General features: G+C 72.6%; 19 protein-coding genes. 11 read left to right on the top strand and 8 right to left on the bottom strand.

From position 1 onward, the window contains the following. The first annotated feature begins 36 nt into the window (after positions 1–36). Complete coding sequence (locus AC1DV7_RS07470; protein WP_477596130.1) at positions 37–393, top strand: MmcQ/YjbR family DNA-binding protein; 357 nt, start codon at positions 37–39, stop codon at positions 391–393. Positions 394–458: 65 nt separating this feature from the next. Here AC1DV7_RS07470 and AC1DV7_RS07465 read toward each other — a convergent pair whose 3' ends face one another. Continuing rightward, on the bottom strand, positions 459–965 hold the full coding sequence (locus AC1DV7_RS07465) for a hypothetical protein (RefSeq protein WP_477596128.1): 507 nt from the start codon (positions 963–965) through the stop codon (positions 459–461). A gap of 279 nt (positions 966–1,244) precedes the next feature. Here AC1DV7_RS07465 and AC1DV7_RS07460 point away from each other — a divergent pair, with 279 nt between their 5' ends. Together AC1DV7_RS07460 and AC1DV7_RS07455 are read left to right on the top strand one after the other, a co-directional pair. Next, positions 1,245–2,672, top strand: coding sequence for an FAD-binding oxidoreductase (locus AC1DV7_RS07460; protein WP_477596126.1), 1,428 nt, complete (start codon positions 1,245–1,247; stop codon positions 2,670–2,672). Between the two features lie 206 nt (positions 2,673–2,878). Then, complete coding sequence (locus AC1DV7_RS07455) at positions 2,879–6,292, top strand: BTAD domain-containing putative transcriptional regulator (protein WP_477596124.1); 3,414 nt, start codon at positions 2,879–2,881, stop codon at positions 6,290–6,292. Positions 6,293–6,313: 21 nt separating this feature from the next. Here AC1DV7_RS07455 and AC1DV7_RS07450 read toward each other — a convergent pair whose 3' ends face one another. From AC1DV7_RS07450 to soxR, 3 genes are all read right to left on the bottom strand, one after another. After that, entirely contained in the window at positions 6,314–7,039 is a 726-nt protein-coding gene (locus tag AC1DV7_RS07450) for a hemerythrin domain-containing protein (protein WP_477596123.1), read from the bottom strand. Positions 7,040–7,075: 36 nt separating this feature from the next. Further along, complete coding sequence (locus tag AC1DV7_RS07445; protein ID WP_477596121.1) at positions 7,076–9,262, bottom strand: MMPL family transporter; 2,187 nt, start codon at positions 9,260–9,262, stop codon at positions 7,076–7,078. Positions 9,263–9,469: 207 nt separating this feature from the next. Continuing rightward, positions 9,470–9,937, bottom strand: a complete 468-nt coding sequence (gene soxR, locus AC1DV7_RS07440) for a redox-sensitive transcriptional activator SoxR (RefSeq protein ID WP_477596119.1) — start codon at positions 9,935–9,937, stop codon at positions 9,470–9,472. A gap of 57 nt (positions 9,938–9,994) precedes the next feature. Between soxR and AC1DV7_RS07435 the strand changes: the two genes are divergently transcribed. Continuing rightward, positions 9,995–10,498 (top strand): mycothiol transferase, encoded by a 504-nt coding sequence (locus AC1DV7_RS07435; RefSeq protein ID WP_477596117.1) that lies wholly within the window; start codon positions 9,995–9,997, stop codon positions 10,496–10,498. Between the two features lie 20 nt (positions 10,499–10,518). Here AC1DV7_RS07435 and AC1DV7_RS07430 read toward each other — a convergent pair whose 3' ends face one another. Beyond that, complete coding sequence (locus tag AC1DV7_RS07430) at positions 10,519–11,295, bottom strand: fructosamine kinase family protein (RefSeq protein WP_477596115.1); 777 nt, start codon at positions 11,293–11,295, stop codon at positions 10,519–10,521. 191 nt (positions 11,296–11,486) lie between these two features. Here AC1DV7_RS07430 and AC1DV7_RS07425 point away from each other — a divergent pair, with 191 nt between their 5' ends. The 4 genes from AC1DV7_RS07425 (at position 11,487) to AC1DV7_RS07410 (ending at position 15,519) form a co-directional block, all read left to right on the top strand. Beyond that, on the top strand, positions 11,487–12,686 hold the full coding sequence (locus AC1DV7_RS07425; RefSeq protein WP_477596113.1) for an endonuclease: 1,200 nt from the start codon (positions 11,487–11,489) through the stop codon (positions 12,684–12,686). 30 nt (positions 12,687–12,716) lie between these two features. Continuing rightward, positions 12,717–13,613, top strand: coding sequence for a GAF and ANTAR domain-containing protein (locus AC1DV7_RS07420; RefSeq protein ID WP_477596112.1), 897 nt, complete (start codon positions 12,717–12,719; stop codon positions 13,611–13,613). Positions 13,614–13,767: 154 nt separating this feature from the next. Next, positions 13,768–14,436 carry a DsbA family protein gene (locus AC1DV7_RS07415; protein ID WP_477596110.1) on the top strand — a complete coding sequence of 223 codons (669 nt, stop codon included), beginning with the start codon at positions 13,768–13,770 and terminating at the stop codon, positions 14,434–14,436. Between the two features lie 9 nt (positions 14,437–14,445). Continuing rightward, positions 14,446–15,519 carry an App1 family protein gene (locus AC1DV7_RS07410; protein WP_477596108.1) on the top strand — a complete coding sequence of 358 codons (1,074 nt, stop codon included), beginning with the start codon at positions 14,446–14,448 and terminating at the stop codon, positions 15,517–15,519. 33 nt (positions 15,520–15,552) lie between these two features. Here the strand turns inward: AC1DV7_RS07410 and AC1DV7_RS07405 are convergent, their stop codons facing one another. Next, positions 15,553–16,992, bottom strand: coding sequence for an MFS transporter (locus tag AC1DV7_RS07405; protein WP_477596106.1), 1,440 nt, complete (start codon positions 16,990–16,992; stop codon positions 15,553–15,555). An 85-nt stretch (positions 16,993–17,077) separates the two neighbouring features. Here AC1DV7_RS07405 and AC1DV7_RS07400 point away from each other — a divergent pair, with 85 nt between their 5' ends. Further along, positions 17,078–17,938 (top strand): Fpg/Nei family DNA glycosylase, encoded by an 861-nt coding sequence (locus AC1DV7_RS07400; protein ID WP_477596104.1) that lies wholly within the window; start codon positions 17,078–17,080, stop codon positions 17,936–17,938. A 13-nt stretch (positions 17,939–17,951) separates the two neighbouring features. Here AC1DV7_RS07400 and AC1DV7_RS07395 read toward each other — a convergent pair whose 3' ends face one another. Continuing rightward, positions 17,952–18,893, bottom strand: coding sequence for an aminoglycoside phosphotransferase family protein (locus tag AC1DV7_RS07395; RefSeq protein WP_477596102.1), 942 nt, complete (start codon positions 18,891–18,893; stop codon positions 17,952–17,954). 68 nt (positions 18,894–18,961) lie between these two features. Between AC1DV7_RS07395 and AC1DV7_RS07390 the strand changes: the two genes are divergently transcribed. Both AC1DV7_RS07390 and AC1DV7_RS07385 read left to right on the top strand, forming a co-directional pair. After that, positions 18,962–19,288, top strand: coding sequence for a rhodanese-like domain-containing protein (locus AC1DV7_RS07390; RefSeq protein ID WP_477596100.1), 327 nt, complete (start codon positions 18,962–18,964; stop codon positions 19,286–19,288). Positions 19,289–19,301: 13 nt separating this feature from the next. Next, the gene (locus tag AC1DV7_RS07385; RefSeq protein WP_477596098.1) at positions 19,302–19,820 is read left to right on the top strand and encodes a DUF3806 domain-containing protein; all 519 of its coding nucleotides are present in this window, start codon (positions 19,302–19,304) and stop codon (positions 19,818–19,820) included. A 66-nt stretch (positions 19,821–19,886) separates the two neighbouring features. On the opposite strand, the gene AC1DV7_RS07380 is transcribed toward AC1DV7_RS07385, so the two are convergent. Beyond that, complete coding sequence (locus AC1DV7_RS07380) at positions 19,887–20,435, bottom strand: hypothetical protein (protein ID WP_477596096.1); 549 nt, start codon at positions 20,433–20,435, stop codon at positions 19,887–19,889. Positions 20,436–20,437: the final 2 nt, after the last annotated feature.

The following is a 20,437-nucleotide window of genomic DNA, read 5'->3' as shown; positions in this document are numbered from 1 at the left end:
GTGGCCCGCTGTCGGTGGTCGCTGCGACAGTCGGGGGTGGCGATCACCGTCGAGGACGTCCGTCGCATCGCGGCGCCGCTGCCGCGCGCCTACGAGGTGGTGGTGCGGGACCGGATCAAGTTCCGGGTGGGAAGCATCGTCTGGCTGGCCTTCTCACGCGACGAGACCGAGATGGGGTTCGCCTACCCGCGCGAGGAGCGGGCGGCCCTCGTGGCGGCCGAGCCCGAGGTGTTCTTCATGCCGGGGCCCGTCGACCTGAGGTACCAGTGGGTCGAGGCGTGGACCGCGGCGCTCACCCCCGACCGACTGCCCGAGCTGGTCACCGAGGCCTGGGCGATGGTGGTGCCGCAGAGCGTCTCGGCGGCGTGGTTCGCGCAGCTCGACCTCGACTGACCACTCACACCGATCTGCCGCGCGACCTGGCTGGTCGCGCGGCAGATGGTTGGGGGTCGAGAGGGTCAGAGGTCGCCGGTGACGATCCAGTTGCAGGTCCAGTGCAGGGCCTCCCAGGCGTCGCCGCCGAGGGTCGTGCTGGTGCGCTCGCCCCAGCGAGACTGGGGGTCGACGAGCACGGCCTCCCACGCGGCCGACTTCGCGGACCGGGCCAGGATGGCCTTGCGCAGCAGTGTGCAGGAACGGATCTCCATCGTCATCGCGCCGTCGGGTCCGTTCGAGCGGCTGATCTGGAACGCGTGCCCGGCCACGATGTCGGTGCACCGGGCGGCCTCCGCGGCCCGGGCCTTGGCGCGCTCGTGCGCGGCCTTGACGGCGTTGCCGAGCGAGAGGGCCAGGGCCGTCCGGGTCGGCGCCAGGTTGGCCACGGTCCGCGCCCGCCGGACGTCCTCCTGCGCGGACTCGGCCTCCATCCACGTCCTCGTCACGTCCGCCGCCAGCTGCTCCCGGGCCCCCGGAGCGGCATTGGCGACGTACCAGTCGTTGTCGTAGAGACGCTCGATCACCGTCATGGAAGACCCCCTGCATGAGTCTCGTCTGAGCCAGCCGCCGGGTGCTCCCGGCGTCATGGTCAAGCGTGCCGGTCAGGAGTACTAGGCGCCTCGGCCCGCTGGCGGGCAACCGGTGTCCACCACGCGGCGGAGGCGCCGTTGCCGGATGCCGTCGGTCGCCTGCGTTCGGGTGCGGTTGGGGATCCCAAGTCCGGCCCAAGTTGACCCCAAGGGCCGCGCTCCATGGTGGTGGCACACCACGAACACCGCACCACGAACACAGGACCAGGAGTCACACCCATGACCATCGAGCTCACCACCCCCGACCAACGGGCCGACCGACGCGCCGACGTGCTGCGCGGACTGTCCGACGCCGTCGTCCACCTGCCGGGAGATCCCGGCTACGACGCGGCCCGGATGCCCTGGAACGTCGCGGTCGACCAGCGACCCGCCGCCGTCGCCTACCCGACGAACGTTGCCCAGGTGCAGTCCGTCGTCCGCGCCGCCGCGGCCGCAGACCTGCGGGTGGCGCCGCAGAGCACCGGCCACAACGCCGGCCCGCTCGCCGCCCAGGGGCTGGACGACGTGGTCGTCCTGCGCACCTCGGCCATGACCGGGGTCACCATCGACCCGGTCCGCCGGATCGCCCGCGTCGAGGGTGGCGCCCTGTGGGAGCACGCCACGGCCCCGGCCGGCGAGCACGGCCTCGCCGCCCTGCACGGCAGCTCGCCCGACGTCGGCATCGCCGGGTACTCCCTGGGTGGCGGCATCGGCTGGTACGCCCGCAAGCTCGGTCTGGCCACCAACAGCCTCACCGCGGTCGAGCTCGTGACCGCCGACGGCGAGCACGTGCGCGCGGACGCCCACCGCAACAAGGAGCTCTTCTGGGCCCTGCGCGGTGGCGGTGGCAGCTTCGGCGTGGTCACCGCCCTCGAGTTCCGCCTCTACGGCATCGAGTCCGCGTATGCCGGGATGATGGTGTGGGACCGCGACCTCGCCGAGCCCGTGCTGCGCCGGTGGGCCCAGTGGGCCCCGGGGGCGGCCGACGACGTGACCACCGCCTTCCGCATCCTCAACCTGCCGCCGCTGCCCGACATCCCCGAGATGCTGCGCGGCCGCTCGGTGGTCGTCATCGACGGCGCCGTCCTCGGCAGCGACACCCGCGGCGAGGCGGCCCTGGCCGGCCTGCGGGCCCTGCGACCGGAGATCGACACCTTCGGCCGGGTCCCGGCGAGCTCCCTCGTGCGTCTGCACATGGACCCCGAGGGCCCCTCGCCGTTCGTCTCCGACTCGACGATGCTGGGGTCGCTGCCGGACGCCGCCATCGACGCCTTCCTGGCGGAGGTCGGCCCGGGGTCGACGTCCTCGCTGCTGCTGGCCGAGTTCCGCCAGCTCGGAGGGGCCCTGGGGCGCGACCACGAAGGCGGCGGTGCGCTCAAGCGGCTCGACGCGGCCTTCGCCACCTTCGCCGGAGCCATCGCCGCGACGCCGGAGATGGGTCAGCAGGGCGAGCACGACGCGCACCAGCTGACCTCGGCGCTCGCGCCGTGGTCCAACGGTCGCAACTACCTCAACTTCTCCGAGAACCCGGTCGACCCGCGGACCGCCTACGACGAGGTGTCGTGGTTGCAGCTCAAGGGGATCCGCTCCGCCGTCGACCCGGAGGGCCTGTTCGTGGGGAACCACCGCATCCCGAGGCTCTTCGAGGACGGCCGGGTCACCGACTGAGCAGGCACGACGAAGCCCTCCTCCGGGGGTGAGGGGCAGGCGCCGGTGGTCTCAGACCGCCGGCGCCTGCGTCGGTGCTGACCGCCCCCGGCTCCCGAATCCCGGCTGCACCGCGAGCTGGTCGCCCGGAGGACCGCGTGCGGCGGACGATCGTCTGCGTCGAAAGGCGGAGCGGAGCGAAGCCACCCGGACCTATCCTCGGGCGGGTGAGGCTAGGGGTGCTCGGCGCCGTGCAGGCGTTCATCGGGCCGGACGCGGTGGATCTCGGGACGCGCAAGCAACGCGCCCTGGTCAGCGTGCTCGCCCTGGGGGCCGGCCGGCCGGTCTCGGTGGACACGATCGTCGACACCCTCTGGCCGGAGGCTGCGCCTCCCGGGGTGAGCGGCACGCTGCAGGCGTATGTCGCCGGGCTGCGCCGCGCCCTCGAGCCCGGCCGGGCGGCACGGGCACCGTCGACCGTGCTGGTCACGGTGGCCCCCGGGTACGCGCTGAGGGTCGCGGAGGACGACCTCGACGTCGCACGGTTCGACCGCGCCGTGAGCCGGGCACACCGCACCATCGGGCAGCACGGGCGGCTGCACGAGTCGAGCGGCCTGACCCGCGAGGAGCTGTCGGGCATCGTGGCCGACCTGGACGCGGCCCTCGCCGAGTGGCGCGGCACGCCCTACCTCGAGCTCGAGGACGCCCCCTCGGCCGTGGCCGAACGGGCCCGCCTCGAGGAGCTGCGCGTCGTGGCGTTGGAGGACCGTGCCGTGGCAGCGCTCGAGCTGGGCCACCACGCGACCCTCGCCGGCGAGCTCGAGGCGCTCACCACGGCATACCCGCTGCGGGAGCGGCTGTGGGGACTGCGGGCGATCGCGCTCACCCGCTCGGGACGGCAGGCCGAGGCGCTGGAGGCGCTGCGCACGGTCCGCGAGGTGCTCGACGACGAGCTGGGCCTGGAGCCCGGTCCGCAGCTGCGCGAGCTCCAGTCCGCGGTGCTGCGCCAGGACCCCGCCCTCGACTGGAGACCCAGCAGCACGACCACCGGAGCAACGGTGTCGCCGGCGGCACCGGTCATGTCCACCTCGCCGACCTCGCCGGGCGAGCGTCCGGCCAGGGCCAGGGCCGACGGCCCGGCCGAGGCAGACCACCGGGTGCAGGGGATCGTGCCGACCCTGCCGCCGTGGCCCCTCGTCGGACGCGACGACGAGCTCGATGACCTGGTGGAGGCCCTGGACCACGCCCGGGCGGGGACCCCCGGGCTCGCGGCCCTCGTCGGCGAGCCCGGGATCGGCAAGAGCCGCCTCGCCGCCGAGCTCGCCGCCCGGGCCGTCGAGCGCGGGGTGACCGTGCTGCTCGGACGGTGCTCCCAGGACGACGGTGCTCCTCCGCTGTGGCCGTGGCGGCAGGTGCTGCGCGGGCTCAATCGCGACTTGCCCGACGAGGAGCCGGACGACGACGGTGGTGGCCGGTTCCGCACCTGGGAGGCCATTGCGGGCGAGGTCGTCGACGCCGCGCGCGGGCGACCGCTGCTCGTGGTCCTCGACGACCTGCACTGGGCCGACGTCGCCTCCCTTCGCGTGCTGCGGCTGCTCGGCGAGACCATGCACGACGCCCGGCTGCTGGTGCTCGGCACGTGGCGTAGCCACCCAGAGCCCGCCGACGCCCTGCTCGACGCGGTCGAGACCTTCGCCCGTCGGCACGCCGTGCGACGTGACCTGCGCGGGCTCAACCCGGTCGAGGCCGGCCGGGTCGTGGCCGCCGTGTCGGAGGCGATCCCCTCGGACGAGGAGGCGCGGGCCCTGCGCGAGCGCACCGAGGGCAACCCGTTCTTCCTCGTCGAGTACGCCCGGCTGGCCCGCGAGGGCGGCGACCTGTCCGCCCTCGTCGCCGAGGCTGACCCACCCGCCGCCGTGCACGACGTCCTCGTGCGACGGCTCCAGCGCCTGCCCGAGGCGACGTCCTCCGCCCTGCGCTGGGCAGCCGTCGTGGGCAGGCAGTTCGACCTCGCCACGCTCGCCGGCGCCTCCCGCCTCGACGAGGACGACCTGCTCGACGCGCTGGATCCTGCTCTCGAGGCCGGGCTGCTCCGCGAGGACGGGGTCGACCGTTACCTGTTCGGCCACGCGCTCGTGCGAGACACGATCTACCGCCACATCCCGTCGGCCCGCCGGGCGCGAGCGCACGCGCGGGTGGCCGAGTCGCTGCAGGGTGTCAGCGGACGCGAGACCGAGGTGGCCCGGCACTGGCTGCGCGCTGGACCGGCGCACGCCTCACGTGCCTGGCTGGCAGCGGTCGGTGCGGCGGCCCTGGCCCGCCGGCTGCACGCCCACGAGGAGGCAGCAGACCTGCTGAGGTCCGCCCTCGAGACGCTGCCGCTCGACCCGGACTCCACGCTGCGCGAGCGGTACGACGTCCTGACCGACCTCGCGGCGGCACAGCGGTGGGCCGGCGACTGGACCGGTCTGGTGGCCACGACCCAGGCGGCGATCGAGGTCGCCGAGGAGCTCGAGGACGTCGACCTGCTCGGCCGGGCGGCTTCAGCCACGGCGATCGGCGCGCTCTGGCAGTCGGGTCCCCCGGGGTTCGTCAACGAACGGGTGGTGGGAGCGCTGCGCGCCTCCCTCGCCGGGCTGCCGGACACCGACTCACTGGTGCGTTGCCGCGTCATGCTCAGCCTGGCGCTCGAGATCTACTACGGCTCGACCTTCGAGGAGCGTCGCGCCCTCGTCGACGAGGGGATGGCGATGGCCCGCCGGCTCGGCGACGACGCCCTGCTGCTCGACGCGTGCCAGATCGCCTTCGTCGCCCTCTGGTGCCCTTCGACCGCCGAGCAGCGCCGCGAACGCATCACCGAGGGCATGGCGCTCGCGCTGCGGCTGGGCAACGAGCGCGCCTCGGTGGTCACGACGACGCTGGGCGCGGTGGTGGCGTCCGAGCTCGGGCTGGTCGAGGAGATGTGGTCGTATGCCGCGGTGGCCCGGGACTGGGCGACCCGGTTGCGCCTCCCCTACGGGTTGCTCGTGCTCGACAGCCTCTCGCTGCCCTGGCTCGCGATGCAGGGCCGGTTCGAGGAGTGCGAGGAGCAGATGGCCAGCATCCTGCGGCTCGACCAGGAGATGTCGCTGCACCAGGGCGAGGACGCCACCGCGGGGGCGTGGCTGTCCCTGCGGATGTGGCAGCGCCGCTACGAGGAGGCGATCCCCCGGCTGGCCGAGTTCGAGTCCATGACGCCGCTGCCGGTGACGAGCACCTACTTGACCTACCTCCTGCGCGCCGGCCGCGTCGAGCAGGCCCGGGAGCACGCCCGCCAGCACCCCGTCGACCTGTCCAAGGACGACTGGTTCTCGATGCTGAACTGGTCGTGCGCCGCCGAGGCGGCGCTGGGGCTGGGTGACCGCGACCTCGCCGCCGCGGCATACGAACGACTCGCTCCGTATGCCGGCCGGTGCACGTCCGCGGGCTCCGGCAACGCCACCGGGCCGGTCGACGGCTTCCTGGCCCACGCGGCTGCCGCCGTCGGCGACCTCGACCTGGCCGCACAGCACGCGGACCGGGCCCTGGAGCTGGCCGAGGAGTGGCAGATCCCGCTGGTCGCGCAGTGGATGCGCGACCAGCGGGACCGGTACGGCTTCTGACCCCTGGCGTGAGCCGGGGACTCAGTCGACGTAGGCGAAGGCCAGCCGCTCCCGCTTCTCGAAGGCGCGCCGCGTGAGCAGCCACAGGACGTGGTTGGGTCGCCCTGTCTTGGCGAAGACGGCCCTACGCAGCGGCGACGGCACCCCGTGGGCCGCCCACGGCACGATCGCGAGGACGTCGCTGAACGGCACCCCCTGGCGGAAGTGCTCCTCCTCGATGCGTTCCCAGTCCTCGTTCGTGAGGACCGACTGGATGATGGCGATCGCCTCGGTCTCCTCGTGCCGCAGGTGGCGGCCGAGGCTCTCCTTGGCGGCGCAGAGCCGCACCGCGAGGGCGGCCCGGGCGTCGTCGTCCGCGTGCGAGGCGAGCCGCTCGAACCCGGCGGCGCACGCCGTCAGGATCGGGTCGATCTCGCCGTGCTCGGCCTCCATCGCCTCGAGCACCGCCCGGCCCTCGTCGTCGACCCGCTCCATCAGTGCGGGCCACAGACCGGCGTCCTCGCCACCGTGGTGGTGGTGCAGGACCTGCGCGAACAGGTCCCAGCGGGCCGCCAGGGCCCGCCAGGTCGAGCGGGCGTCCGCCGGGGTGGCCCGTGCGGCTGCGGCGAAGGCCGCGAGGTCGCGGCGGAAGCCGTGGTGCATCACGTACATCATCATCATGTCGACCGGGCCCGGGTGGGCTGCCGTCTGGCCGGGGAAGGTGAGCTGCTCCGGCCAGGGGGCGGGTGGGGTGCTGGTGGTGGTCATGTCGGGATTCCTTTCAGGTCAAGGGTTTCAGGGACGTCAGCGGCTGCTGCCGACGAGCTCGCGCTCGGGCTCGTCCGCCTGCGGCCGGGGCTCCGGGATGGCCGGGATGGCCGGGATGGCCGGGAGGTCCAGCTCGGCGTCGTCGACCTCGGCGCGCACGGTCGGCAGGACGCGGTCGAGCCAGCGCGGCACCCACCAGTTCCAGTCACCGAGGAGCTGCATCGTGGCGGGCACGAGCACCATCCGGACGACGGTGGCGTCGAGGAAGATCGCTGCGGCCATGCCGACGCCGATCTGCTTGACCACCACGTCGACCTCGCTCGCGAAGCCGAGGAAGACGGCGACCATGATCGCGGCGGCGCTGGAGATGACCCGGCCGGTGGACGACAGCCCGCGCACGACGCTGCCGTGCGAGTCACCGGTGCGGAGCCAGTCCTCGCGGATCCGGGAGAGCAGGAACACCTCGTAGTCCATCGACAGGCCGAACAGGATGGCGAACATCAGGATCGGCACCCAGCTCGACACCGGCAGGGAGTGGTCGAGACCCAGCAGGTCGGTCGCCCAGCCCCACTGGAACACCACGGTCATGACGCCGTACGCGGCGCCGATGCTGAGCAGGTTCATGACCGCGGCCTTGATCGGGATGACGACCGAGCGGAAGACCATCGCGAGCAGCAGCACCGAGACGGCGACCACGAACGCGATGACCAGCCACAGGCGACCGGTGAGCATGTCCGAGATGTCGGAGAAGAACGCCGTGCCACCGGTCAGCTCCGCTCCCTGCGGGAGCGACGCCCGGACGCTGTCGACCAGGCCACCGGTGCGGGCATCCGTCGGCCCGTATGCCGGGATGGCGTCGAACACGGTGATCGCACCGTCCGGTGACGTCAGGGCGGGGGTGACCGCCGTGATGTCGGCGCGGGCGTCGAGCGCGGCCGCCATACCTGCCACCTGCCCGTCGCTGAGGCGGGTGCGGTCCGCGACGATGGTCAGCGGGCCGTTGCTGCCCGGCCCGAACTCGGCGCTGACGAGGTCGTAGGCGCGCCGGGTGGTGAGCTCGGTGGACTGGCTGCTCGGGTCCTGCGGCCAGAGCCGCATGTCGAGCGCCGGGATCGCGAGCGTCAGCATCACGATGGATGCGACGGTGGCCCAGACCACCGGCCGCTTGGCGACTCGCGCCGCCCAGCGTGCCGTGAACGGGGTCCGCGTGGAGGGGGCCCGACCGCGTCGGATGCGGCGCGGCAGCAGGCGACGCCCGGCGAGCCGGGACAGGGCCGGCACCAGGGTCAGTGAGGCGGCCATCACGCACAGCACGACGATCGCCGTGGCGAAGCCGAACGAGCTGAACACCGGCAGCCCGGCCAGGCGCAGCCCCATCAGGGAGACGAGAACCGTGCTCGCGGCGAACACCACGGACCGCCCGGCCGTGGCGGTGGCCCGGCCTGCCGCCTCGGCGACGCTGTGGCCCTGGGCGAGGTACTCGGCGTGGCGGGTGAGCAGCAGCAGGGCGTAGTCGATGCCGACACCCAGCCCGACCATGGTGGCGACCATCGGCGCCGCGGTGCTCACGTCGGTCGTCGCGGCCAGCAGCGTGATGCCCGCGCTGCCGATCCCGAGCCCGACCAGGGCGGTGCCGATCGGCAGACCGGCTCCGACGACGGAGCCCAGCGTGAACACGAGGACGACGAGGGCGACGACGATGCCGACCAGCTCGCCACGACCCTCCATGGGGGCGGCGGCGCTCTCAGGGACGTCCCCGCCGAGCTCGACCTGCAGGCCGGCGTCACGCAGTGGTGCGACGGCGTCGTCGAGCGGCGTCAGGTTCTCCATGAGGTCCGGGTGCGTGACCGGGACGTCGTAGCTGAGCGTGACCAGGGCGGTGTCGCCGTCGGCGGAACGCACCGGGGGCATCACCTGCACCACGTGCGGCATCCGCTGCAGGCGGCTGGTCAGGGTCGCGAGGTCGACGTCGGTCGGGGTGCCGCCGTCGCGGTCGTGCACGACGACGCGGGCGCCGGCGTTGCCGGCTCCGGGGAGGTGGTCGCGCAGCTGGTCGATGCCGACCTGGGCGCGGGCTCCGGGGACGTCGTAGTCGTCCTGGGGAGTACCGCCGAGGGCGCCGGCGAGTCCGGCGACAGCGACGGCGACGAGGACCCAGGCGGAGATCGTCCGCCAGGGGTGGACCGCGGCCCAGCGGCCGAGTCGGTAGAGCAAGCCAGACATGGTGTGTCCTTCGCAGGTGCAGGTGAACGGGTCGCGACCAGAGTCGGCCCACCTGCTTGTGCCCCACTTGGGAGTGACTTGGGGTGGCTGTTGCGTCAGTGCGCGGTCGCCGCTGCGCGGTCGTCCACGCGCGGCTGTCAGTGCGCGGCGGTTAGTGCGCGGCGGTTAGTGCGCCGTGGTCAGTGCGCGGTGGTCAGTGCGTTGTCGTCACGGCGCGGGGCGTCGCAGCGCCTCCGGCCAGCGTGCCGCCCCCGGTGCCTGCTCCGAGCCGGCGAGGGTGTCGTCCTTGTTGTAGATGCCGCACGACTTCAGCGACAGGCAGCCGCACCCGATGCACGAGTCGAGCCGCTCGCGCAGCTCCTCGAGGGCGGCCAGCTGCTCGTCGAGGCGGCCGCGCCAGTGGTGTGAGATGCGCTGCCAGTCGGCCTTGGTCGGGGTGCGGTTGCTCGGCAGCCGGTCGAGCTCGGCGCGGATCTCGTCCAGCGTGAGCCCCACCGTGCTGGCGGCCCGGATGAAGGCCAGCCGTCGCAGCACGCTGCGGGAGTACCGGCGCTGGCCTCCTGCGGTCCGGGTCGCGACGATGAGCCGTTCGCGCTCGTAGTACCGCAGGGCCGAGGGTGCGTAGCCGCTGCGGGCCGCCACCTCGGAGACGGTCAACGGGTCCGTCGTCTGCATCGCTCCCCCCAGACTTGAAGCGGACTTCACCTGTCCGGGTCAGTCTAGGCTCGGACCATGACCCTCGGTGAGCTCCTCGTCGACAGCTTCGAACGGATCCGCGACGGGGTGCACGCCGCCGTCGAGGGCCTCTCCCCCGACGAGCTCGCCCACCGGCCGTCGCCGCGGGCGAACTCGATCGCCTGGCTGGTGTGGCACCTCACCCGGATCCAGGACGACCACATCGCCGAGGTCGCCGACCTCGAGCAGGTCTGGACGGCGCAGGGCTTCCACGCCGACTTCGGGCTGCCCTTCGCGCCTGAGGAGCACGGCTACGGCCACACCAGCGACCAGGTGGCCCAGGTCCGGGGCCTCACCGCGGACCAGCTGATGGCCTATCACGACGCCGTGCACTCGCAGTCGGTCGGCTACGTCGCCGACCTCACCCCCGAGCAGCTCGGGCGGATCGTCGACGACCGCTGGGACCCGCCCGTCACGCTCGGCGTGCGGCTGGTCAGCATCGTCAACGACGACCAGCAGCACGTGGGCCAGGCCGCGTTCGTCCGGGGTTTGCTGGAGTAGAGCCCCGCTCGAGACACGACCTAGCGGTACCGCTTGGCCAGGGCGATCGACCGGGCCGCGTAGTCGCCGCCGAACAGCACCGCGTGCACCATCAACGGGTGCAGCTGGTGCAGGGCCACCCGCTGCGGCCACTGCGCATCGAGCCGGTGCTGGTCGAGGTAGCCGCCGATGACGAAGTCCCAGTGCGGACAGCCGAACAGCGAGAGCATGGCCAGGTCGGTCTCGCGGTGGCCGCCGTGGGCCGCAGGGTCGATGAGCACCCCACCGTCGCTCGTCCAGAGGACGTTGCCGGCCCACAGGTCACCGTGCAGCCGGGCCGGCGGGCTCCCGTCGTCGAACTCGCCGGCCGCGAGCCGGCGCGCTATCGCCTCGAACAGCCCAATATCGGAACGACGGTAGACACCCCTATCGAGCCCCATCGACAGGGTGGGGAGCAGCCGCTGCCCGGCGTAGAACTCGCCCCAGGACTCCACGGGCGACAGGCGCAACGGCAGGAGCTCGGAGGCCGGCCCGAGGAACCCGTCGCCCTCCCAGCCAGGTGGTGCGGCACCGAACGCGGGAGCTCCGGCGTCATGGGTGCGGGCGAGGGCGGACCCGAACGCTTCGGCGAGCTGCGGGGTCGGGTTGACGAAGCTGAGCCGGCGCAGGTCGAGGTGGTCCTCCTCCTGCTCGAGCACCTCGACCACCCTGGCCCCGGCCGGTGCCTGCGCCAGCCACGCCAGTCCGGCGGCCTCCCAGCGGAAGTACCCCGCGGGCGCCCTGGCGCTCCCCTTCCGGAAGACCTCCCCGCCGCTCATTCGGTCATCCTCGCGTGCACCCGGCCGGGAGCGAAAGGGCAGCCCGGGTGCACCACGGTGGCCGTGACGAAAGGGGCAGGTCAGGGGCACCGGGGGGCCGCCACGCGGCATACCGGATCTTTGCCAACCGCGGCAGGACACCTGACCGGCCGTTCAACCTCCGTATGCCGCGCGGCTGGGAGCGTGCACGCATGCAGCGAACGATCCGCGTGCGGACCCTCCCCCTCGGCCGCGTGGCGGCCCTTCTCGTCCTCGTCCTCGTGGCGGTGGTGGCGGTCCAGGCCCGCGCCGCGCTCGCGGCCACGCCGCTCACCGTGGCGCAGGCGGTCGCGACCCAGAACGGCTCGGTGCAGACGGTGCGCGGCTACATCGTCGGCGAGCCAGTGGCCACGACGACGGTGAACAAGAGCGGGTTCACGGCCGACTTCGCGATCGCGCTGGCAGACACCGCGGCCGAGTCGAGCACCTCGAAGATGGTCTACGTCCAGCTCACCACCGAGTGGCGGGCCGCCTGGGGGCTCAAGACCAACCCAGGGAACATGGGTCGCCAGGTCGACGTCACGGGGCAGCTGACGGCCTACTTCTCGCACGCCGGGCTCAAGACGCCGACGGCGATCAGCGCCGCGGGCGGCCCACCGCCGACGACGACGACCGGCACGACCACGACGACCACCCCCACCTCCACGGGCACGACCGGGCCGTACGACAGCACGTACTACGCGGGCGCAGTCGGCAGGACCGGCACCTCCCTGCGCACCTCGCTGCACACGATCATCAGGAACCAGACCGTCCTGACCTACGACCAGGTCTGGGACGCGCTCAAGGACACCGACCAGGACCCGGCCAACCCGGCGAACGTCATCGAGATCTACTCGGGTCGCTCCATCGCCAAGTCGGACAACGGCGGCGGCGTCGACCAGTGGAACCGCGAGCACGTGTGGGCCAAGAGCCACGGCGACTTCGGCACGGTCAACGGTCCGGGCACCGACGTCCACCACCTGCGCCCCGAGGACGTCACGGTCAACTCCGACCGCGGCAACCTCGACTTCGACAACGGCGGAACGGCGGTCAACCAGTGTGGCGACTGCTGGCGGGACGCCGACTCGTTCGAGCCGCGCGACGCCGTCAAGGGCGACGTGGCCCGGATGATCCTCTACATGGCGGTCCGCTACGAGGGCGAGGACGGCTGGCCGAACCTCGAGCCCAACGAGTCGGTGAACAACGGGACGGCGCCGGCCATCGGCAGGCTGTCAGTCCTCAAGGCGTGGAGCGCGGGCGACCCCCCGGACGCCTTCGAAAAGCGGCGAAACCAGGTCATCTACGACACCTGGCAACACAACCGGAACCCGTTCGTGGACCACCCGGAATGGATCGCCTCGATCTGGCCGTAGCTCGTTCAACTGCCGGTATACCGTTGTGATGTGAACACGACGACCACCCCTGAGGACGCTCGGGAGGCGGAGGCTGAGGCGGGGGCATCGCAGGAGGCGGCTGAGGCGGAGGACGCTCGGGAGGCGGAGGCTGAGGCGGGGGCATCGCAGGAGGCGGCGGCTGAGGCAGAGCTCGCCCAGGAGGCGGAGGCCATCCACGAGGACGCCGGCACCCGGAGCCTGGCGCAGGCGGAACGCCTCATGCAGGAGCTCGCGGGCAACCTCGAGGGCCTCGACGACCTCGCCCCGTTCCTCGAGCGGCTGGTCGCGTCGGTCAACGCCAACATCGACGGCTGCGACGCCGTCGGGGTCACCGTGGTCATGGAGGACCGTCCTCGGACGGCCGCCTACACGACAGCCGGCACCCTCGAGATCGACGCCGTGCAGTACGCCGTGGGCGACGGCCCGTGCCTCGACGCCTTCCGCAACGGTCGCGAGAACCTCGTCGACTTCGCGGGCGGTGAGGAGCGCTGGCCTGCGTTCATGGACGGCTGCGACCCGGGCGACGTGCAGACGCTGCTGGCTCTCCCGCTCGAGGCCGACGGTCGCCGGTTCGGTGCCCTCAACCTCTACGGCTACGAGCGAAACGCCTTCGACCGCACCGACATCAGGCTGGTGCGGATGGCTGCCCAGCGTGCCGCCGACGCGCTCTCCGCGGCCGTCCGCATCGCCGGGGCCCGCACGGTGGCTGGTCAGATGGAGCAGGCCATGGCCAGCCGGGCAGTCATCGAGCAGGCCAAGGGCGTCCTCATGGGTCGGCACGCCATCGACGAGAAGGTCGCGTTCGAGCTGCTGCGCCGGCAGTCCCAGGAGCAGAACCTCAAGCTGCGCGTCCTGGCCGCCCAGCTGGTTGCCGAGGCTCAGTCCTCCCGCACGGAGGCGATGTGAGTTAGTCTGCAAGCCACCTGAAGCAACCGGGTCGGCCCACGAGGCCAACCGGTTGCTTTTTTGTTTGCCCAGGAGGTTTGCGATGCGAGGGTCCAACGGGGTCGATCCCTGGTGTGCGTTCGGTGGGCGTCGGCCGTCTCGTCGGAGCCGCTGCGTGGCACCTGCGGAGGGGTCGGTCGAGCCGAACGTCCCGCCCGCGCCCGGCGGCCTGGAGCCGACGCTGCTGGTCTACGTGCTCGACCTGTTCGACCCGTGGTCCTACGCCTACCTGCCCTCCGTCGAGGGCGTGCTCACCGAGGCGTCCCAGCTCGTGGGGGTCGAGCTGGTCAACGACAACAGGTATGCCGGGTGCTCGGCCGCCGAGCTCGGCGCCCAGTCGGCGGCCGTCACCGCGACCACGGGCACGGTCTTCGGTGCGGGTTTCCACGAGCTGCTCACCGACGAGGACCTGGTGCTCGACGTCACGGCCGCGGCCGCCGGCCTGATCGGGCTGATGGCGGCTGGTGACGCCCCGGTCGCCCGCGTCCTGCGCGAGGTGCAGCACGAGTTCTTCGTGCGCGGCCGGCCGCTCGGCTCCCCCGGGGTGCTCCACGACGTGGGCACCCGGCTGGGGCTCGACGGCCCAGCGATCGAGGTCTTCGCCAACTCCGACCGCGGTCGCGAGATGGCCGCCGAGGACTTCGACATCGCGGCCGAGTTCGCCCTCGACGGGAGCCCGCTGCTGATGGCGAGCCACGCCGGACGGTTCTTCGAGTTCGACGGCTTGGGGGCCTCGGCGCAGCGGTTGGTGGACCAGTTCAACAGCGTGTTGGCGAGGCCGTAGGGTCTGGGCATGGCCAGACCGCACGCTGCTTCGATCGTCGAGGACGCCTGGCACCGCCGGGTCGACTCGCTCCTGCGTCGCCGCGGGTGGAAGACGCGCGTCGTGGCCCACACCGGCTACGGCAGCGAGGAGTTCGCCCGCGTCCTGGGTCGCGTGCTGCTGACCCGTCGTCCCGAGGCGGAGGGCCGCGAGGACGCCGGGGCGAGCGCCGCCGAGCTGCGGTCGGCAGAGGACGAGCGACGGGGGTGGCGCGCGTTCATCACGGCGCCGGCGATGCACGTCCCCGTGGTCATCACGCTCGGCGACAAGCGGCTGCACTCGCGCTCGGACCGCAGCGGCTACATCGACGTCAAGGTCAAGGGCCACGGCCTGGCTCCCGGCTGGCACGAGGCCACGATCGAGGCGGCGGACGCCGAGCCGATCCGGGCGGCCGTGATGGTGGTCGGCTCCGACCAGACCTTCGGCCTGATCAGCGACATCGACGACACCGTCATCTCGACGTCGCTGCCGCGCCCGATGATCGCCGCCTGGAACACCTTCGTGAAGAGCGAGAACGCCCGCCACGTCGTGCCCGGCATGGCCACGATGTACCGCGAGCTGCTCGACGCGCACCCCGGTGCCCCGATGGTCTACGTCTCGACGGGCGCCTGGAACACCGCCCCGACCCTCACCCGGTTCCTGCGCCGGCACGGTTACCCGGCTGGCCCCCTGCTGCTCACCGACTGGGGTCCCACCAACACCGGGTGGTTCCGCAGCGGCCAGGACCACAAGCGGGCCTGCCTCCACCGACTCGCGAACGAGCTGCCCTCGATCAGGTGGGTGCTCGTCGGCGACGACGGCCAGCACGACCCCAAGATCTACGGTGACTTCGCCGAGCAGCGACCGGACCGGGTAGACGCCATCGCGATCCGCGAGCTCACCCCCAGTGAGCAGGTGCTGTCGCACGGCCTCCCGGTCTCGCTCGAGGAGTTCATCCCGGCCCGCGACCGCCACCACCGCGAGGTCCCGGTGTGCCGTGCCGGCGACGGGTACGGCTTGGTGCGGCTGCTCCGCGTCGCGCTGGGCGAACCGGCCGACGGCTGAGGAGCCGCCCCCCGTCCAGCCAGACACACTGCGTCAGCGGGCGGTCAGGTCCAGGTGGGGCGCGTCCGCGCACGGCGTCTCGGCACGGGCGGCCAGCCCCGCGGCAGTGAGGGCGGCGCCGACGGCCATGAGCACCGCACAGATGAGCATCGCGACCCGGTAGGCGGGCGCGAGCGCATTCGGGTCCGCGTAGTCCTCGCCGCTCAGGCCGACGACGGTCGGCAGCACCGCCACCGCCAGCAGGCCGGCGGTGCGGGACACCGCGTTGTTGACCCCGCTCGCGGTCCCGGCCAGCTCGTCCGGTGCTGCCGCGAGCACGGTGCCGGTGAGCGGGGCCACGGTCATCGCGAGGCCGAGCCCGACGAGCGTGATGCCGGGCAGGATGTGCCAGGCGAAGGACGGCTCCCTCGGCGAGAGGCCGAGGAGGACGAACCCCGCCCCGGCGACGAGGGTCCCACCGATCATGAACGGGCGTGGGCTGCTCTTGGCCGCGAGCGACCCGAAGCGTCGCGCCAGCACCAGCATCACCAGGCTCAGCGGGAGCGTCGCGGCCCCGGCCTGGAGCGCGGACCAGCCCGCCACGGTCTGCAGGAACAGCACGAGGAAGAGCAGCGCGGCCGAGAGCGCCGCGTAGACCACCAGCGTCACGAGGTTGATCGAGGTGAAGACCCTGTTGCGGAACAGGCTCGGCGGCACCATGGCGTGGGGCGAGCGCCGTTCCACCTGGACGAAGCCGACGAGGGCGGCCACCCCCACCGCAGCGACGAGGATGGTGCGCAGGCCCTCGCCGGGCGACGTGAGGGCGTAGGTCAGGGCCCCCAGTCCGAGGACGGCGAGCACGACGCCGGCCACGTCGAAGTGCTTGTCCGCCAACGGGTTCCGGGACTCGGGCACCACCGTCACGGCCAAGGCGACGACAGCCAGCGACAGGGGCACGTTCAGCCAGAACGCCCACGTCCAGTCACGTTCCACGAGCCACCCGCCCACGACCGGGCCACTCGCGGAGGCCACTCCGAGCAGGCCGGTCCACGCCCCGATGGCGGCCATCCGGTCGTCGCGGTGGAAGGACGCCTGCAGGATCGCCAGGCTGCCCGGCACCAGCAGGGCAGCCGCGACGCCCTGCACCGCCCTCGCGCCGATGAGGGCGCCGATGCTGGGGGCCAGGGCACACAACACCGACGCCACACCGAACGCACCCACGCCCACGGCATACATGGCGCGCCGACCGAACCGGTCGCCGAGGGAACCTCCGAGCAGGATGAGGGCCGCCAAGGTGAGGGCATAGGCGTTGACGACCCACTGCAGGCCGGCGAGGTCGGCGTCGAGGTCGCGGCCGATGGTGGGCAGTGCGACGTTGACGACCGTGCCGTCGAGCAGGGCGATGCCGCTGCCCAGCACCGTGGTCGTGAGCACGAGCCGTCCGCGGTGGGTGCTCAGTCGCAGGAGCTCCGGGGCCTGGGCAGTCGTCGTCACGGACCCATGCTGCCACCCGCGGGGGCTGCCGAACCGGTGGTGCCGCCTGACTGCGCCGAGCGGGCCGCTGCGACACAATGACGACGTGCCGGAGCTGCCCGAGGTCCAGGCGCTCGTCGACTTCCTCGCCGAGCGGGTCGTCGGGCTGGCCGTCACCTCGGTCGAGCTGGGGTCCTTCTCGGTGCTCAAGACGTTCGACCCGCCACCCCAGGCGCTGAGCGGCGTCCCCGTCGACGCGGTGACGCGCCACGGCAAGTTCGTCGACCTCGACTGCGACGGCATCCACCTCGTCTTCCACCTCGCCCGCGCGGGCTGGCTGCGCTGGTCCGACGCCGTGCCCAACACGGTGCTGCGACCGGGCAAGTCCCCCATCGCGCTGCGGACCCGTTTCTCGGACGCGTCGGGGTTCGACCTGACGGAGGCCGGCACCAGGAAGCGGCTCGCGGCCTACCTCGTGCGCGACCCCCACGACGTCCCCGGCATCGCGACGCTGGGACCCGACCCCCTCGCGGCGGAGTTCACGCGCGAGGTGTTCGGCGAGCTGCTCGCCGGCAAGCGGTCCCAGGTCAAGGGCTTGCTGCGCGACCAGGGGTTCATCGCCGGGGTGGGCAACGCCTACTCCGACGAGATCCTGCACGTGGCGAAGATGTCGCCGTTCGCGATGGCCGCCAACCTGGACGACGCCGCCGTCGACCGCCTGTATGCCGCGTTACGGGACACCCTGTCGGCTGCGGTCGCGACGGCGTCCGGCAAGCCGGCCAAGGAGCTCAAGGACGCCAAGCGCGCGGGCATGCGGGTGCACGGCCGCACCGGCGAGCTGTGCCCCGTCTGCGGCGACGTGGTGCGTGAGGTGTCGTTCGCCGACTCGTCGCTGCAGTACTGCGCCACGTGCCAGACGGGCGGCAAGCCGCTGGCCGACCGCCGGATGTCGCGCCTGCTCAAGTAGCGGTGACCCGAGGTCACTCGAGCAGCAGCTCGGCCGCGTCGAGGAAGGACTGCGCCGTGTCGGTGTCCTCGAACCACCGCAGGTAGAGCCCCGTCGTGACGCGTTCGACGAACGCCCACTGCCGCACCCGCTCCGCGTCGGTCCCGGTCGCCTCCGCCGCCTGGCGGGTCAGCCGTGCGTGCAGCTCGCGCGCGCGCCGAGGACCGCCCACCCCGAGCAGTTCCCTGCTGAAGTCCCGCAGCACGACGCCCACGTCGTACTCGGGCTCGCAGAGGAAGCCGTCGGGGTCGACGAGCTTGTAGCGAGGGATTCCCTGTGACAGCAACGCATTCCCGCTGTGTGGGTCGCCGTGGCACAGGACGTCCCGCCGCAGGTCCCGGGTGCTCGCGAGGTGCTGGCCGAGCTCGACCGCCTGGTCGAGGGCGCCGCCCCACCGCTCGTCGTCCTCGGTCCGGCGGAATCGCTCGACGATGCCCACCAGCTCCGTGGCCTTGTCACCTCTGTGCGGCAGGTCCGGGACGCCGCCCGGCTCCACCTCCCACGCCTGGCGCAACGCGGTGGTGAGGTGACGGACCTGCTCGTCCGGCGCCAGGCGGGCGGAGGCGAGGCTCGGGCCGAGCCTCTCGAGCAGCACGGCACCTCGGGGGACGTCGGCCGCGAGCACCACGGCATACCCACGACCTCCGGCAGCCTGCATCGTGCCGACCTGCGCGGCGAAGGCGGGCCCGGTCCGGCCGATCTTAAGCACCGCGGGTCGGCCCTGCGACTCCACGGCCAGCACCGGGCCACCGAGGCCCTCGTCGAAGACCTCGCCGAGCGTGAGCGCCCACCGGTCCCCGAGGTCGGCCAGCAGCGCGGGCAGGCCGACGAGGATCGGCGCGAGCGCGGGGTGGTCTCCGATCCGGTCCGCCGCGGTCGCGACGACCCGCTCGATGGCGGCGTCGCTGCTGGTCACGACACCACTGTGCCGGGGTCGGGTGCCTGGGCACACCGCATTTCCGGCGGGGGTGGTTACATGGGCACATGAGCATCCCCCAGGTTTCGGTGGCCGAGGTCGCCGACGACGCCCTCATCCTCGACGTGCGCGAACAGGACGAGTGGGACGCCGGCCACGCACCCGGTGCCGTGCACATCCCCCTCGGTGACCTGCCCGCCCGCCTCGGGGACCTGCCGGACACCGACCTCACGACGCTGGCCGTGGTCTGTCGTGGCGGTGGACGGTCGTCGCGGGCGGTCGCCTGGCTCAGCCAGCAGGGTTTCGACGTGGCCAACCTCGCCGGCGGCATGAAGGCGTGGGAGGGCGCGGGCAAGCAGCTCGTCGCCGACGCCGGCGCCCCGTCGGTCAAGTAGCGGCGGCCGGGTCATGGCCTGGTTCGGACGTCGCCGCGACGACGAGCCTGACGCGCCTCCGGCGGAGGAGCCCGAGCGCACCCTCCCGCAGGCGGGTGACTCCCTCGACATGGGGGCCTCCCTGCGCCCCATCGTCGACCCGCTGGGGGACGACGAACAAGCGCGGATCAGGGCCGGCATCGAGGGCCTGGAGGCCGAGGGGGTCGACATCGACGACCTGGCCTCGCTGGGCGCCGGCCTGGACCGGGCCTATGTGCAGTGGGCGAGTTCCGACGAGGATTCCCGTCCGGACCACTCCGCGATCGTCGAGCGCTATGCCATCGGCATCGGGGTGCACCTCGACCGGCACACCGACCTCGACTGGCAGGTGGTGACCGACGTCTTCGGGACCGACCTGTCGCTGACGGAGGGCTTCAAGGGCTCGTTCGTCGTCGTGCCGCACAACCTCGTGGCTGGGCGCTGGATGCGCGGCGAGACCGGCTGGGTCGAACCGGTCGTGAGCCACATCGTGCGTCGCCGCTCCCGGCACTGAGCCCTTGGCCTCGTGGGGCGGACCGGGTCCCGGTGTCTCCCTCCTCGACCCGGTCCACCCCCTGGCTCACCAGCGGACCTGCGTCGAGACGCTCGCCTGACCGCCCAGCCAGCTGTGCTTGGCTGCGATGAGGCCGTCGCCGATGACCTTGGCCTTCTTGTGGGCCGACCCCGCGTAGCTCAGGTCGTCGCGGCCGAAGGGGGCGTTGACCGTGAGGCTGGCGTCGACGATGTGGGCACAGGCCTCTCCGTTCGTGGTCACGGTCAGGACCTCGCCCGGGCTGACCTGCAGGTCGGCCCGCACTTGGACTGGTTCACAGGTGCCAGGGGTGGTCGGGAAGGCGCCGTCGCTCGCGGTCACGAGCAGGTCGAGTGCGCCTCCGAGGGGTCCGGCGGTCGGGCCGTCGAAGTGCCAGCTCGAGGCCGACACGACAGGAGAGCCGTCGAAGAGGCTGCGGTCGATGCTCTCGAGCGTCGCGCCGTGCGCGCTGGCGGGAACGACCGCCACGAGGGCGAGTGCGGCGCCGGTGCTGGCGAGGAGGCTGCGGACGTTCATGCTGCGGATGTTCGTGGTGCGAAATTTCGTGGTGCGGAATTTCGTGGTGCGGACGTTCATGT

The sequence above is a fragment of the Pedococcus sp. P2_E4 genome, assembly GCF_056403935.1.
Note: the sequence above shows the minus strand (reverse complement) of the source record. Positions and strands in the feature narration are given on the sequence as shown.